Source organism: Providencia sp. 2024EL-00732, from assembly GCF_044006275.1.
GTDB lineage: Bacteria > Pseudomonadota > Gammaproteobacteria > Enterobacterales > Enterobacteriaceae > Providencia > Providencia huashanensis.
In genome coordinates this window covers 391,759-405,967 of sequence record NZ_JBIPDG010000001.1, presented here as the reverse complement: position 1 = coordinate 405,967, position 14,209 = coordinate 391,759, and the positions used below count along the sequence as shown (strand labels likewise).

General features: G+C 40.4%; 14 protein-coding genes and 1 other annotated feature. Of the genes, 1 reads left to right on the top strand and 13 read right to left on the bottom strand.

From position 1 onward, the window contains the following. From arnD to btuC, 6 genes are all read right to left on the bottom strand, one after another. The gene (arnD, locus tag ACHB7C_RS01855) at positions 1-894 is read right to left on the bottom strand and encodes a 4-deoxy-4-formamido-L-arabinose-phosphoundecaprenol deformylase (protein ID WP_129465833.1); all 894 of its coding nucleotides are present in this window, start codon (positions 892-894) and stop codon (positions 1-3) included. After that, positions 894-2,879, bottom strand: coding sequence for a bifunctional UDP-4-amino-4-deoxy-L-arabinose formyltransferase/UDP-glucuronic acid oxidase ArnA (arnA, locus tag ACHB7C_RS01850; protein ID WP_042844058.1), 1,986 nt, complete (start codon positions 2,877-2,879; stop codon positions 894-896). The genes arnD and arnA overlap by 1 nt, the downstream gene beginning before the upstream one ends. Further along, positions 2,879-3,871, bottom strand: coding sequence for an undecaprenyl-phosphate 4-deoxy-4-formamido-L-arabinose transferase (arnC, locus tag ACHB7C_RS01845; protein ID WP_349488597.1), 993 nt, complete (start codon positions 3,869-3,871; stop codon positions 2,879-2,881). The genes arnA and arnC overlap by 1 nt, the downstream gene beginning before the upstream one ends. Beyond that, on the bottom strand, positions 3,871-5,016 hold the full coding sequence (arnB, locus tag ACHB7C_RS01840) for a UDP-4-amino-4-deoxy-L-arabinose aminotransferase (protein WP_042844061.1): 1,146 nt from the start codon (positions 5,014-5,016) through the stop codon (positions 3,871-3,873). The genes arnC and arnB overlap by 1 nt, the downstream gene beginning before the upstream one ends. Before the next feature lie 128 nt (positions 5,017-5,144). Beyond that, positions 5,145-5,912 (bottom strand): ATP-binding cassette domain-containing protein, encoded by a 768-nt coding sequence (locus tag ACHB7C_RS01835; protein WP_166687187.1) that lies wholly within the window; start codon positions 5,910-5,912, stop codon positions 5,145-5,147. Between the two features lie 5 nt (positions 5,913-5,917). After that, positions 5,918-6,919, bottom strand: a complete 1,002-nt coding sequence (btuC, locus tag ACHB7C_RS01830; protein WP_048606996.1) for a vitamin B12 ABC transporter permease BtuC — start codon at positions 6,917-6,919, stop codon at positions 5,918-5,920. Between the two features lie 115 nt (positions 6,920-7,034). Here btuC and ACHB7C_RS01825 point away from each other — a divergent pair, with 115 nt between their 5' ends. Next, the gene (locus ACHB7C_RS01825) at positions 7,035-7,973 is read left to right on the top strand and encodes a RhoGAP domain-containing protein (RefSeq protein WP_198861323.1); all 939 of its coding nucleotides are present in this window, start codon (positions 7,035-7,037) and stop codon (positions 7,971-7,973) included. A 76-nt stretch (positions 7,974-8,049) separates the two neighbouring features. Here ACHB7C_RS01825 and ihfA read toward each other — a convergent pair whose 3' ends face one another. The 7 genes from ihfA to infC (ACHB7C_RS01790) form a co-directional block, all read right to left on the bottom strand. Then, positions 8,050-8,346: an integration host factor subunit alpha gene (gene ihfA, locus ACHB7C_RS01820; protein ID WP_004263721.1), complete on the bottom strand. Its 297-nt coding sequence runs from the start codon at positions 8,344-8,346 to the stop codon at positions 8,050-8,052. Between the two features lie 4 nt (positions 8,347-8,350). After that, the gene (gene pheT, locus ACHB7C_RS01815) at positions 8,351-10,738 is read right to left on the bottom strand and encodes a phenylalanine--tRNA ligase subunit beta (protein ID WP_131679947.1); all 2,388 of its coding nucleotides are present in this window, start codon (positions 10,736-10,738) and stop codon (positions 8,351-8,353) included. 14 nt (positions 10,739-10,752) lie between these two features. Then, the gene (pheS, locus tag ACHB7C_RS01810; protein ID WP_048606990.1) at positions 10,753-11,736 is read right to left on the bottom strand and encodes a phenylalanine--tRNA ligase subunit alpha; all 984 of its coding nucleotides are present in this window, start codon (positions 11,734-11,736) and stop codon (positions 10,753-10,755) included. 120 nt (positions 11,737-11,856) lie between these two features. Then, positions 11,857-11,988, bottom strand: a sequence feature (Phe leader region). Between the two features lie 88 nt (positions 11,989-12,076). Next, the gene (rplT, locus tag ACHB7C_RS01805; RefSeq protein ID WP_004263714.1) at positions 12,077-12,433 is read right to left on the bottom strand and encodes a 50S ribosomal protein L20; all 357 of its coding nucleotides are present in this window, start codon (positions 12,431-12,433) and stop codon (positions 12,077-12,079) included. Positions 12,434-12,478: 45 nt separating this feature from the next. Beyond that, complete coding sequence (rpmI, locus tag ACHB7C_RS01800) at positions 12,479-12,676, bottom strand: 50S ribosomal protein L35 (RefSeq protein WP_004263702.1); 198 nt, start codon at positions 12,674-12,676, stop codon at positions 12,479-12,481. Between the two features lie 81 nt (positions 12,677-12,757). After that, the gene (infC, locus tag ACHB7C_RS01795; protein ID WP_071548019.1) at positions 12,758-13,297 is read right to left on the bottom strand and encodes a translation initiation factor IF-3; all 540 of its coding nucleotides are present in this window, start codon (positions 13,295-13,297) and stop codon (positions 12,758-12,760) included. Positions 13,298-13,669: 372 nt separating this feature from the next. After that, on the bottom strand, positions 13,670-14,209 hold the full coding sequence (gene infC / locus ACHB7C_RS01790) for a translation initiation factor IF-3 (RefSeq protein WP_071548018.1): 540 nt from the start codon (positions 14,207-14,209) through the stop codon (positions 13,670-13,672).

The window sequence follows — 14,209 nt, the reverse complement described above, 5'->3', positions numbered from 1 at the left end:
TTATACCTCTTCTTGGCAGCCTAGCCAGCCTTCACGCCCAGGGAATGGTGCTCTGACCACACGCCCTTTTGGCAATGAATTTAAATCCTCTGGCAGTAATTCACTCAATGTACAGAATTGGATTTCTTCTTGTGTGATTCGTTCCAATAATTGTAAAAATTGTTCCGATTTTGACATTCCTTCCACTTCTGTGTGGATAGTATAAACTGGAACGCCTTGATCTTCTTTAATTGCTTGAAGAATAAAATCATTAAATGCTTCATCACTCACGACAGTCCCTACGACTTCATCGTAAGTTGGTAATGTTACAGGAATTTGAACTGTCCCAAGAGAACCATCCGCCATAATCGGTCGAAATGGATATTTGCCACGACAATCACTATTGTAGTCAAAATTAAACGTTTGTTTAACTTCTAATACTCGCTCATCACCTCGCCAGCCAGCAACAGCCGAGCATGTTACACGTTGACCAATGGCACATTCTAATGCATCAACACCTAACTTCACTTGTTCGGTAAGTTGTGACTTACTCCATTTTGCAACTTTAGCTTGCCAACCTTGATGATCCCATGCATGTAGACCAACTTCATGGCCTTCATCCAACGTTTGTTTCATCAAGTAGCCTAAATCTTTAGCAATCTTTTTACCCGGCCAAGCGGTGCCTGCGAGTAAAATATCTAACCCATAAAGAGACGCTGCATTCGACCTGAGCATTTTCCACAGAAATTTAGGACGCAAAAGGCGCCATAAATGGCGCCCCATGTTATCTGGTCCTACACTGAAGAAAAAGCTGGCCTGAATGTTGTGCTGTTTAAGCACTTTGAGTAATTGTGGAACCCCTTTTAATGTACCTTGGTAGGTATCCACATCAATTCTCAAGCCAACTTTTTTCATTAGTCTTTATTACCTAGTTCTTCAACTGCACCTTGCAAGAAGAAATCTAATGTTTCTTCAATAGTATCTTTCATGTCGATAGTTGGAACCCAATCTAATAAGCGGCGTGCGTTTTCAACACTTGGCTTACGATGCTCGACATCTTGATAGCCTTGACCATAGTAGCTACTGCTTTCAATTTCACGGAAGCCAGCAAACGGAGGGAACTTATCGCGTTGTGGGTGATTTTCAAAGCTTTCTAACAACATTTCAGCCAGTTCACGAATACTTGCTTCGTTCGTAGGGTTACCAATGTTGATGATTTGGCCATCACATTTACCGTCTTTGTTTTCAATAATGCGGAACAACGCTTCGATACCATCTTTTATATCAGTAAAGCAACGTTTCTGCGCACCACCATCAACAAGTTTGATTGGCGAACCTTCAACTAAGTTTAAAATTAGCTGAGTAATCGCGCGTGAACTACCAATACGTGCAGAGTTTAGGCTATCTAAACGAGGTCCCATCCAGTTAAATGGACGGAATAAGGTAAATTTCAGACCTTCTTTTGCACCATATGCCCAAATTACTCGGTCAAGTAACTGTTTAGAGACAGAGTAAATCCAACGCTGCTTATTGATAGGACCGACGATCAAGCGTGATTCGTCTTCATCAAACTCTTTATCATCACACATACCATAAACTTCAGAAGTTGATGGGAAGATGATGCGCTTGTTGTATTTCACGCAATAGCGAACAACTTTTAAGTTTTCTTCAAAGTCTAATTCGAAAACACGCAGCGGATTACGGGTGTATTCGATTGGTGTTGCAATCGCAACCAATGGCAGAATAACGTCACATTTTTTAATGTGATATTCAATCCACTCAGTATGGATGCTTACATCACCTTCAATAAAGTGGAAACGAGGGTTACCAATAAAACGCTCAATTGCTGATGAACCGATATCCATACCATAGATATCGTAATTTCCATCTTTTAATAAACGTTCAGTTAAATGGTTACCAATAAAGCCATTTACACCCAAAATAAGAACACGAGTACGACGTTTAACTTGTGCAGTTGGTTTCGCACCTACACGAACATCAGTCACGATACCCATTTCGGTAGCAAGGCGGTTACCTTGCATATATAAACCTGCTTCACTTTGCCCACTAACAACTTCAATCGCACCTTGACCACAAGCAATACGCAGAGGGTCATTAGAAAGTACAGTCCCCGCAGCTTTACCTTGATTGTCATCTAGAACACGTGCACGCCAAATAACCATTTTGCGTGCGCCTAAATAAGTAAACGCGCCTGGATATGGCTCAGTCACCGCACGGATAAGACAATCAATTTCTTTTGCGCTACGGTTCCAGTCAATTTGACCATCTTCCGCTGTACGACGCCCAAAATACGTTGCTTGACTTTCGTCTTGAGCAACCGCTTTATAGGTACCCGCTTCGATTAGTGGTAGTGTTTTATCTAATAAAACTTCTGCCGCCTCACGAACTTTTGCATGTAAGGTTAAACCCGTATCAGTTTCAGTGATTACCACTTTTTCTTGCGCAATGATATCGCCAGCATCAGCTTTAGCCACCATCTTGTGCAAGGTTACACCCGTTTCATTTTCACCTTTTAATAGTGCCCAATTGATAGGCGCACGACCACGATATTTAGGCAGTAATGAACCATGTAAGTTAAAAGCCCCTTTAGGTGCAATTGACAGCAGTTCTTCACTTAGCATATCACGGTAGTAAAAAGAGAAAATCACATCAGGTTTCATTTCGCGAATACGTTCAATCCACAGTGGATGATTAACGTTTTCAGGTGCGAAAACAGGAAGCTCCATGTCAGCGCTTAAGCGTGCAACTGAAGAGTAAAAGTGGTTTTCATTTGGGTCATCAGTGTGAGTAAACACTGCTTGAATATCAAAACCCGCTTTTTCAAGCGCTTTTAGCCCTACGCAGCCAATATCATGATAGGCAAAAACAATAGCTTTCATTAGTCTTCTTCCTGATTTTTGTCGGATTTAAGGTCTGCTCCGACGACTTTTTGAATAAAATAACGAGGTCTCGCGCGCACATCATTGTAAATTCTACCGATGTATTCACCTAATAAACCCATAGCAACAAACTGCGCACCAATAAACATAAAGAGTACTGCAAACAGGGTAAATACGCCATCTGCTGCCCACTCTGCGCCAAAAATTAAACGTAGTGCAATCAATAAAACCGCCAGCAGGAAACCACCGACAGCAATAACACTACCCACAACGCTTAATAAACGCAGTGGCGCAGTAGTTAGGCAAGTCAACAAGTCATACATTAAGTTAATCAGCTTCATAAAGCTGTATTTAGAATCACCAAACTCACGTTCCGCATGCGCAACATCAATTTCAATCGTTCTACGCGCAAACGTATTCGCAAGAATAGGAATAAATGTACTTCTTTCATGACATTGCAACATAGCTTGAATGATATGGCGGCGGTAAGCACGTAACATGCAACCGTAATCCCCCATTGAACGCCCTGTTGCTTGAGTGATCATCGCATTAATCATCTTAGATGCCGTTTTACGGAACCAAGAATCTTGGCGATTAGCACGACGCGTGCCTACTACATCATAACCTTGCGACGCTGTTTGCACTAAACGTGGGATTTCCTCAGGTGGATTTTGTAAATCCGCATCCAAGGTAATAACTAAATCCCCATCTGCTTGATTAAAGCCCGCCATAATAGCAGAGTGCTGACCATAGTTACGATTAAGGATAATAGCAATCACATGGTTATCAAGGTTTTCTGCTGCATCCGTTAACATTTGTGCTGAGCGGTCACTACTACCATCATCGACCAAAATTAACTCATAAGATTGAGTCAGTTGTTTACATGATTTGATAGTACGTTCTAATAATTGTGGCAAGCTCTGTTCTTCATTATAGACAGGGATTACCACTGAGACTTTTTTTATCTCATCAAATTCATCTGCGTATGACACTATTTAGACTCCAAAAGAACTGCTTCTACTGCTTTTACAACCCGTTTAACATCATCATCCGTCATATCTGGAAACAGCGGTAACGAACATAATGTCGCACTATTCCATGTCGATTCAGGTAACGTTAATTCAGGATATTTTTCACGGTAATATTTTTGTGTATGGGCTGCGCGAAAATGTAGCCCCGTTCCAATATCGTGCTCTTTCAATTTTTCCATGAAAGTGTCACGGTCAATACCACATTCGTTTTTATCAACACGAACCATAAATAAATGATTAGCATGCAAATGAGGGTAATTAGGAACACTAAGCATCTGTAATGGAGAGTCTTTTAGCAATTCACGATACTGTGCTGTCAGTTCAGCTCGACGTTGATTTAATTGCTCAACACGAGATAACTGCACTACCGCTATTGCGGCATGGATATCCGATAAATTGTATTTAAAACCGGGTTCTACAACTTCAGCTTGTGGCTTGCGGCCTTGCATTTGCCTATCAAACGCATCAACCCCTAAACCATGAAATTTAAGTGTGCGTACGCGCTGAGCAAGTTCGTCGTCATCTGTTGCGACTAACCCCCCTTCTGCACAAGTAACATTTTTAATAGCATGGAATGAGAAAATAGACGTGCCTTTCTCGCCAATCCACTCATTTTTATAACGCGTACCAACAGCATGTGCAGCATCTTCAATCAATACAACGCCCGCTTTTTGCGCAATTAAACGCAACGCGTCTAAATCACAAGGAGCTCCTGCGTAATGTACAGGAATAATTGCTTTAGTTTTTGTTGTTAGCGCTTTTTCTACCGCTTCGGGTTGGATCATCAATGTATCGCGGTCAACATCAATCATTACAGGTGTAGCACCCAGTAATTCAATCATATTAATGGTTGAAACCCATGTTTGTGATGGTGTAATCACCTCATCACCTGGGCCGATACCTAATGCCATTAAGACAACATGCATACCCGCAGTAGCAGATGAAAGTGCTATCGCATGCTTACAACCATAGCGTTTACAGAAATCCTCTTCTAACTGGTGATTCTGTGGGCCTGTTGTAATCCAGCCTGAACGCAGAACTTTTTCAACTGCCTTGACCTCTTCATCACCAATTGCTGGTTTTGAAAATGGTAAGAAATTGCTCATATTGTTTATAGCCTAGTTTTCATTGTGAATAGAATATTCTAGTTAATTATACTTTAACCGAACCTCAACACTTGCGAATCTTGCTGTATTATCCCGCATAAAAATAAGTGATTAAATCAACTTTTCGATTAATCCGCTAATTTTATAATTTGCCACATTCTATTCGATGTGTTTTGACTTAGCTTAATTTCAGACATAAAAATGTCAGATAAATTTTTTTCGGTCATCACCTCATCAGGTTTTCCTATCGCCATTAGCCTTCCTTGTTTCATCAGCCAAATACCAGACGCATTTTTATAAGAATGGTTGAGGTCGTGTCCACTCATTATAACGGTTCCTAGGCAATCACAAAAATATTTAATCCATTTATCTAACGTTGCCTGTTGGATAATGTCTAAATTGCTCATTGGTTCATCAAATAATATGAATTTTCCCGCCAATGACTGTTCATCCCAAACCTGTAAAAATGCTGCGGTAAGTCTAACTCGTTGCCACTCACCTCCAGAAAGTTGTGTAATCCGTTTTCGAAGTAAGGGCATTAATTGAAAATCAGTACATAAACGTTCAAAAATACCTATTAGTCGCGAGTTTTTAGGTGAAAATAACTCAAGATATTGAAAAACTTTCAAGATAGGCATGGTATTGACGAACTGAGGAAAATACGCACGTTGGTTAGCTAATTGAGAAACACGATACTGTTGTAGATTAATACCATTAATGTGGATATCCCCCGCTACAGGCAAATAACCACTTATCGCACCTAATAACGAACTTTTCCCTGAGCCATTTGCGCCTAATAAATGAATTTGCTCACCGGGAAAAGCCTGAGCTGAAATATTAATTAACCGTTTATTAACGTTAATATTTTTAATATCAATTATTGGTTGATCATTCATCGTATTTACCGCCATTGTTGATGACGAATTAATAATACGATAAATATTGGTGCACCCAATGTGGCAGTGACCACACCAATTGGTATTTCTGCATTCGCGATTAATAAGCGAGAAAGTAAGTCTGCAACCAATAAGCCCAACCCGCCGGCAACCGCACAACCCAGTAATAATAAACGATTATCCGTGATACCACTTAACCGCAATATATGTGGAACAACTAAACCAATGAAACTAATAGCACCGGCAATGGCAACGCTAAGCCCAATCAAGACTCCACTAATAACAATTAAAATAATTCGCCATTTATGTATTGAGATACCTAACTGATAAGCTTGAACGGCCCCCAATGAAATATAATTCAACACATTCCCTTGAAAAAGAGCCCAAAATAAAAAGGGTAAACATGCAGCCACTAAGCCCATTTGGCGCCAATCAACCCCACTAAAACTCCCCATCATCCAATAGAGTAATTGGCGTAAATCCAAATTACTGCTCATATACACCATCCATGTCATACAAGCCCCACTAATCACACCAAGTGCAACCCCAACAAGCAATAAACTGGAATTATTCATGTCCTTACGACGAGCAAAGTAAAGCAATATAGAGGTAAACAGTAAAGCACCTATAATCGCGCTAACACTTAATAGCCAGTAATGTGTCATGCCTGACGATAGTAATACAGTCAATACTACAGCAACACCTGCGCCATTACTCACACCTAATAAGCCAGGTTCTGCTAATGGGTTTTCAAATAAGGCTTGCATTATTGCCCCTGTGACAGCAAGAGCTGCACCAATCACAATGACCGTAAGTGTGCGAGGAAAACGAATTTGCCAAACAAAAAGTTGTGCTGTGTCATTCATCCATTGGCTAGGCCAATACCAAATCTCCCCTGCACTAAGCGATAATATTGCAATGATAAAAAGGGAGAAAAACAAAAACACGATTAAACGTATGTCTGATTTATTTTGTTGTTTTTGTAATCCAAGCAAAGAATAAGTCATATATATATTTACTTATTTATTATTGAGTTAGAAAATTACCGTTTTTTATGCAAGATATATTATCACCATAGATTTAAATTAATTTTTAATTTTAACATAATCTCTATGGAAACCTATGAAAGTTAGAAACAATGCACTCAAATCATCACTGATAACAAATCCTCACGAAAATATGCGTCCCTCTAGTGAGAAGAAGAAAGGGTTTATAAATTCAATCAGAAAAATCAATGTTCTGTCTAGTATAAAAAACTATATCTTACACAAGTTTCAATCAAATACGGTCAAACACTATCCCACCTTCTCTACTGAAATGCCCCCAACCTCACCAATTTGTGAAAAAAACAAATTAGCTGCGAAAAAGATAGAGCAAGAAAACATAAAGGCTATCGGTTACTGTAAAGAGCTCACTAGCGATGAAAAAATGAATTATCTTCAGCTTAATAAACTGGGTAGCGCCATTTTAACTCACCCAAACTACAGTGAAACAATTGGTATTTTTCGCACATCAGCAAATGCGCTTGAACGTGATAAGTTAGTCTCACACCTGCTCGCAGGCAAACCACTTAAAGAATATCTTTTAAACAAAGATATTGTTGATATTAAAATTTATACTTCAGCTTACAAAAGGATTGCTGCTAATCTAATAGAAAAAAATATTCATTCATTAGAAACCCCTCCAGAATCCATTCATAAATTAGCCGATGCAATACAACAAAAATCTGCGTTATTAAAGGAAATTTCCACTCAAAACTCAACCAATCAGGACAAAAGAGAGCTACAGAAAGAACTAGATAAAAATGCTCAACATGCATTTTTATCTCTTGAAAAAACACCGTTAACACTACAATTAGTCATTCCTCTATTCGCTGAAATCACAAAAAATAAGGAAATAAATAAAATGGGTGCTTATAACTTAGCAACTTGTTTTGCACCTAGTTTGGTCACTAGATCAGATCTACCTCCTGATTCTCAGTTTAAATTAAATAGTGACGCACAAATTTACATAGAAGCTCTAATTAATCACGATTTAAAATTGCAATCCTATGATGTCTAATCAACTCTCAACTACTATCACAGTTTCCAAAAACAAAAGACCGCCTAGGCGGTCTTTTCTATATCAATTGATATGATTACTCTTTAGGTGTTGCTTTTTCCACGCGGCTTTTTAATTTTTGGCCTGGACGGAAAGTAACAACACGGCGTGCAGTAATTGGAATATCTTCCCCAGTTTTTGGGTTACGTCCGGGACGTTGATTTTTATCACGTAAATCAAAGTTACCGAATCCAGATAATTTTACTTGCTCACCATTTTCTAAGGAAAGGCGAACCTCTTCAAAGAAAGTTTCGACAAGGTCTTTAGCATCACGTTTGCTAACACCCAGTTTTTCAAACAAATTTTCTGACATTTCAGCTTTAGTAAGCGCCATAGGTTTAGTCCCTCAAGGAGGCTTGGAATCGCTGTTTTAACGCAGCAACACACAGATCAACGGTCGCGGTAATCTCTTCTTCTTCCATCGTACGTTGAGTATCTTGGAAGATAAGACTGATAGCTAGGCTCTTATAACCCTCTGCTATTCCCTCACCACAATACACATCAAATAAGTTTATGCCAACTATATGATTTATGCCAACTTTTTTACACTCTGCTAAAACTTCTGCAGCAGCTACATGTTCTGGCACGACCACAGCGATGTCACGGCGGTTCGACGGATAGCGTGAAATCGCCTTAGCTTCAGGGATGACACGTTGTGCTATCGCATCACTACGAACCTCAAACACCACCGTACGACCATTTAAATCGAGTTTACGTTCTAATTCTGGATGAACCACACCAATAAAGCCAATGTGTTCATTTTCCAGATAAATCCCAGCACTTTGACCTGGATGCAATGCAGGATGTGCCTCAGATTTAAATGTAATTTGATTTAGTTTCCCAGTCAATTCAAAAACAGCTTCAAGATCACCTTTTAAGTCAAAGAAGTCAACAACTTGTTTATCTAATGACCAATGTTCTTCAAATCTGTTACCTGTAATGACCCCCGCCAACATAGGTTCTTGGCGAATTCCATATTCTGCTTGATTATCAGGAATAAAGCGTAGACCTGTTTCAAATAAACGAATTCTATTTTGTTGACGATTTTGATTATAGACAACCGTTGTCAATAAACCAGTCCATAGAGACAAACGCATCGCCGACATATCCGCAGAAATTGGGTTCGGCAACATTAATGCATCTTGTTGTGGGTGCAATAATGCCTGAACTTTCGGGTCCACAAAGCTATACGTAATCGCTTCTTGATATCCACGGTCAACTAACATCGCTTTAAGACGTTTTAATGGTAAGTTAGCTTCTTTATGATTAGTCATAACCAGATCGGCGCGTAACGGCACATCAGGAATATTGTTGTAGCCATAAACACGTGCGACCTCTTCTACTAAGTCCTCTTCGATTTGCATATCGAAACGCCAGCTTGGTGCCACTACATCCCAACACCCTGCTGAAACCACGACTTGGCAACCTAAACGCGTTAAAATGTCGGTAACTAATTCATCTTCAATAACATGGCCAATCAAACGGTCTAATTTATTGCGCGTCAGCTTAATATTGGCTGCTTTTGGTAAGTGTTGCTCACTCGTAGCATCAATAATTTCGCCGACTTCACCACCACAAATTTCAACGATTAACGCTGTCGCACGTTCAATAGCTTTAAATTGTAGTTGTGGGTCAACACCACGCTCAAAGCGGTGAGAGGCATCAGTATGCAAGCCGTAATTACGTGCGCGACCTGTGATTGATAGAGGGTCGAAAAATGCACACTCTAGCAGGATATTTTTCGTCTCAGCATTAACACCTGAATGTTCACCACCAAAAATACCTGCAATTCCCAATGCTTTAGATTCATCAGCAATAACAAGTGTATCTGATTTCAATGTGGCTTCACTACCATCAAGAAGAACCAGTTTTTCCTCTTCTTTTGCCATACGTACAACAATAGCGCCATCTAAACGGTCTAAGTCATACGCATGCTGAGGTTGCCCTAGTTCTAGTAATACATAGTTGGTAATATCAACAACAGCATCGATAGAACGCACACCACCACGACGCAGCTTTTCTTTCATCCACATCGGTGTCGGTGCAGACACATCGATATTTTTGATTACACGGCCTAAAAAGCGCGGACAGGCCTTAGGAGCTTCAACACGGATAGGAAATGTGTCTTTGGTCGTAACAGGGGCCACATTGATAGCAGGCTCAGTTAGCGCTAATTTATTAATAACAGCAACATCACGAGCCACACCAAGAATACTTAAGCAATCTGCACGGTTTGGCGTAATGCTGATTTCAATTGCGTTATCATTAAGTTTTAAATATTCGCGGATGTCGGTTCCAACAACAGCGTCTAACGGTAATTCTATAATCCCGCTATGGTCATCAGAAATACCCAGTTCCGAATAAGAACACAGCATGCCTTCTGATGGCTCACCGCGTAATTTTGCCGCTTTGATTTTGAAATCACCCGGCAGTTCTGCGCCTACCGTTGCAACTGCAACTTTCAACCCTTGACGACAATTTGGAGCACCACAGACAATATCTAATAAGCGATCGCCACCAACATTCACTTTGGTAACACGTAATTTGTCTGCATTGGGATGTTGACCACATTCAACCACTTCACCAACAACAACACCGTGAAATTGACCAGCAACAGCTTCAACCCCATCAACTTCAAGACCAGCCATAGTGATTTGGTCTGATAATGCGTCACTATTGATCGCCGGGTTCACCCATTCGCGTAACCATAGTTCACTGAATTTCATGAGATAAACCCGCCTTATTTAAACTGTTTGAGGAAACGAAGATCATTTTCGAAGAATGCACGTAAGTCAGAAACACCATAACGCAACATTGTTAAGCGTTCCATTCCCATACCAAATGCAAAACCTGAGTAGACCTCTGGGTCAATCCCAACATTGCGAAGTACATTCGGGTGTACCATGCCACAACCTAACACTTCTAGCCATTTACCATTTTTTCCCATGACATCAACTTCAGCTGAAGGTTCTGTGAATGGGAAATATGATGGGCGAAAACGTACCTGTACTTCTTCTTCAAAAAAGTTATTCAGGAAGTCATGCAATGTGCCTTTTAAATTAGTAAAGCTGATGTCTTTATCAACAATCAGACCTTCTGTTTGGTGGAACATTGGAGTATGTGTTTGGTCATAGTCGTTACGATATACACGACCTGGTGCAATGATACGAATTGGAGGTTGTTGACCATTCATAGTACGAATTTGTACCCCAGAGGTTTGGGTACGTAACAAACGCTTAGCATCAAACCAAAAAGTATCATGATCTGCACGTGCTGGGTGGTGAGCAGGAATGTTTAGCGCATCAAAGTTATGATAGTCATCTTCAATTTCAGGGCCAGTCTCAACAGAGAAACCTAATTCACCAAAAAATTCTTCAATTCGCTGGATCGTGCGGGTCACTGGATGTAGTCCACCGTTTTCCATACGACGCCCAGGTAATGATACATCCACTTTTTCTGAAGCGAGACGCGCATTGAGGATCTCAGCTTGCATGGCATCTTTACGGGCATTTAGTGCATCTTGAACCTGTACTTTGGCTTCATTTATTACGGCCCCTGCTGCTGGACGTTCATCGGCAGGCAGATCACGCAACGTTTTCATCTGTAGTGTGAAGTGGCCGCTTTTGCCTAAAAATTCAACACGCACTGACTCCAACGTAGCAACATCTTGGGCCTGTTCAATGGCTGCTTTTGCCTGTGCAACCAACTCAGCGAGATGTGGCATTGTTTCCCCTTTATGACCACTCGGTCTTTTTGCTAGTTATTCACTAAATTATTAAACCCACATTCCATTTAAGATGGCGGGGTAGTTAACTGATTTTACTGTATTTAATCCTAAACCAGAAACAAAAAAGCCTCCCTAAGGAGGCTTTAGCGTAACTTTTCGTTTATTCTTTCTATCTTTACGCGCAAAAGCCCCCGAGAATCAGGTGCTAAAGTAAAAAAAGAAACGAAAAATAACAAAACACATGCAATGATTTCTCAAAAAAATGGGCTATTAAAGTATTAACACAAATAGTTATAAATGAAAAGAGGAAGTTACCTTCCTCTCTTCAAGCAAACAATTAAGCTAAAGCGCCTTTTGCTTTTTCAACTAAAGCAGTGAATGCTGCTTTATCGAAAACTGCGATGTCTGCTAAGATCTTACGGTCGATTTCAATCGAAGCTTTTTTCAAGCCATTGATGAAACGGCTATAAGACAGACCGTTCTGACGAGCCGCTGCGTTAATACGCGCGATCCACAGTTGACGGAACTGACGTTTACGTTGACGGCGGTCACGGTAAGCGTATTGACCAGCTTTGATTACCGCCTGAAACGCTACGCGGTAAACACGTGAACGTGCACCATAGTAACCTTTCGCCTGCTTCAGAATTTTTTTGTGACGTGCACGGGCGATTACACCACGTTTTGCGCGAGCCATAGCTATCTCCTATCGTCTTTTATCTTAATTAACTAAATTGTTTACTTATGCGTAAGGCAGGCAGGCTACTACCAGACCCAGATCGCCCTTAGATACCATTCCTTTCGGACGTAAATGGCGTTTACGCTTAGTTGACTTTTTAGTCAGGATATGACGAAGGTTTGCATGCTTGCGCTTAAAGCCACCGCCTGCAGTTTTTTTAAAGCGCTTTGCTGCGCCACGTACAGTTTTAATCTTTGGCATTTCTTTTATTTCCAACTTCGCATTGTGATAAACTACGAATTAATTAGGCGAATAACTTTCGCTATTACTTGCAAGGCCTAATTATTTCTTCTTCGGTGCCAACACCATAATCATCTGACGTCCTTCAATTCTTGAAGGGAATGACTCCACTGACGCCAGTTCTTCCAGATCAGCTTTGATGCGATTAAGCACTTCCAGACCAATCTGTTGGTGAGCCATTTCACGACCACGAAAACGCAGCGTAACTTTAGCTTTGTCACCATCTTCTAGAAAGCGAACCAGGTTGCGTAGTTTGACCTGATAATCACCTTCATCTGTACCAGGGCGGAATTTAATTTCCTTCACCTGAACAACTTTTTGTTTCTTTTTCTGTTCTTTTTGAGATTTGCTCTTCTCATAAAGGAATTTGCCGTAATCCATGATACGACAAACTGGCGGTTCAGCATTTGGGCTGATTTCCACAAGATCTACACCTGCTTCTTCAGCTTTTTCAAGCGCTTCGCGTGCGCTCATAATGCCTAACTGTTCACCGTCTAAACCTGTTAAACGGACTTCAGGAACACGGATTTCATCGTTAATACGATTTGGACGTGTTGTTGGGATTCTTTTTCCGCCTTTAATACTTCATTCCTCCAACTGGATAAAGAGATTTGCATACTCTCTAAAGCAATACGCAGAACTATTATTGCTTAATACAACATCTGCGTACAAGATTCTTTGGCTTGTCTGCTTATTATTTAAAAACTGACAAAGCGATTCGACCGCGGATTTTAATGCTTATTGCCCGATTACTCAAGTAAATCTTGAAATAAATCACGTTAACTTATTTAAAAATTTAGTTTTACCGTGTTTATTTCTATCAGTCAGTCTATTTTAATTAGTTATTAATTTAGCTTATTACTGAATAAGCACGACATTTGCTCACATTACTGACAATACAAGATAAGCAGTGCCCATAACGAGCACTGCTTAGCTATACCAATACTGGCTTAATTATTTTTTCTTTGGTGCCAATACCATGATCATCTGGCGCCCTTCAATTCTTGAAGGAAATGATTCCACTGACGCCAGTTCATCCAGATCAGCTTTGATGCGATTAAGCACTTCCAGACCAATCTGTTGGTGAGCCATTTCACGACCACGAAAACGTAGTGTGACTTTAGCCTTGTCACCTTCTTCCAAAAAGCGAATTAAACTACGTAATTTAACTTGGTAGTCGCCTTCGTCTGTTCCTGGACGGAATTTAATTTCCTTCACTTGAACAACTTTTTGTTTCTTTTTCTGTTCTTTCTGAGACTTACTCTTCTCATAAAGATACTTACCGTAGTCCATAATACGACAAACGGGTGGCTCAGCATTTGGGCTGATTTCGACTAAGTCGACACCTGCTTCTTCAGCCTTAAAGAGTGCTTCACGCACACTCATAACACCGAGTTGCTCACCGTCTAGACCTGTGACACGGATTTCTGTAGCACGGATCTCTTCGTTAATACGATTAGGACGTGCTGTTGGGAGTTTTTTTCCGCCTTTAAT

What these genes read in the sequence shown, in the direction of transcription:
- arnD (WP_129465833.1), bottom strand. Translation starts at nt 894, where the DNA reads ATGAAAAAAGTTGGCTTGAGAATTGATGTGGATACCTACCAAGGTACA.
- pheT (WP_131679947.1), bottom strand. Translation starts at nt 10,738, where the DNA reads ATGAAATTCAGTGAACTATGGTTACGCGAATGGGTGAACCCGGCGATC.
- arnB (WP_042844061.1), bottom strand. Translation starts at nt 5,016, where the DNA reads ATGAGCAATTTCTTACCATTTTCAAAACCAGCAATTGGTGATGAAGAG.
- ihfA (WP_004263721.1), bottom strand. Translation starts at nt 8,346, where the DNA reads ATGGCGCTTACTAAAGCTGAAATGTCAGAAAATTTGTTTGAAAAACTG.
- btuC (WP_048606996.1), bottom strand. Translation starts at nt 6,919, where the DNA reads ATGACTTATTCTTTGCTTGGATTACAAAAACAACAAAATAAATCAGAC.
- pheS (WP_048606990.1), bottom strand. Translation starts at nt 11,736, where the DNA reads ATGCCACATCTCGCTGAGTTGGTTGCACAGGCAAAAGCAGCCATTGAA.
- arnA (WP_042844058.1), bottom strand. Translation starts at nt 2,879, where the DNA reads ATGAAAGCTATTGTTTTTGCCTATCATGATATTGGCTGCGTAGGGCTA.
- ACHB7C_RS01835 (WP_166687187.1), bottom strand. Translation starts at nt 5,912, where the DNA reads ATGAATGATCAACCAATAATTGATATTAAAAATATTAACGTTAATAAA.
- rpmI (WP_004263702.1), bottom strand. Translation starts at nt 12,676, where the DNA reads ATGCCAAAGATTAAAACTGTACGTGGCGCAGCAAAGCGCTTTAAAAAA.
- rplT (WP_004263714.1), bottom strand. Translation starts at nt 12,433, where the DNA reads ATGGCTCGCGCAAAACGTGGTGTAATCGCCCGTGCACGTCACAAAAAA.
- ACHB7C_RS01825 (WP_198861323.1), top strand. Translation starts at nt 7,035, where the DNA reads ATGAAAGTTAGAAACAATGCACTCAAATCATCACTGATAACAAATCCT.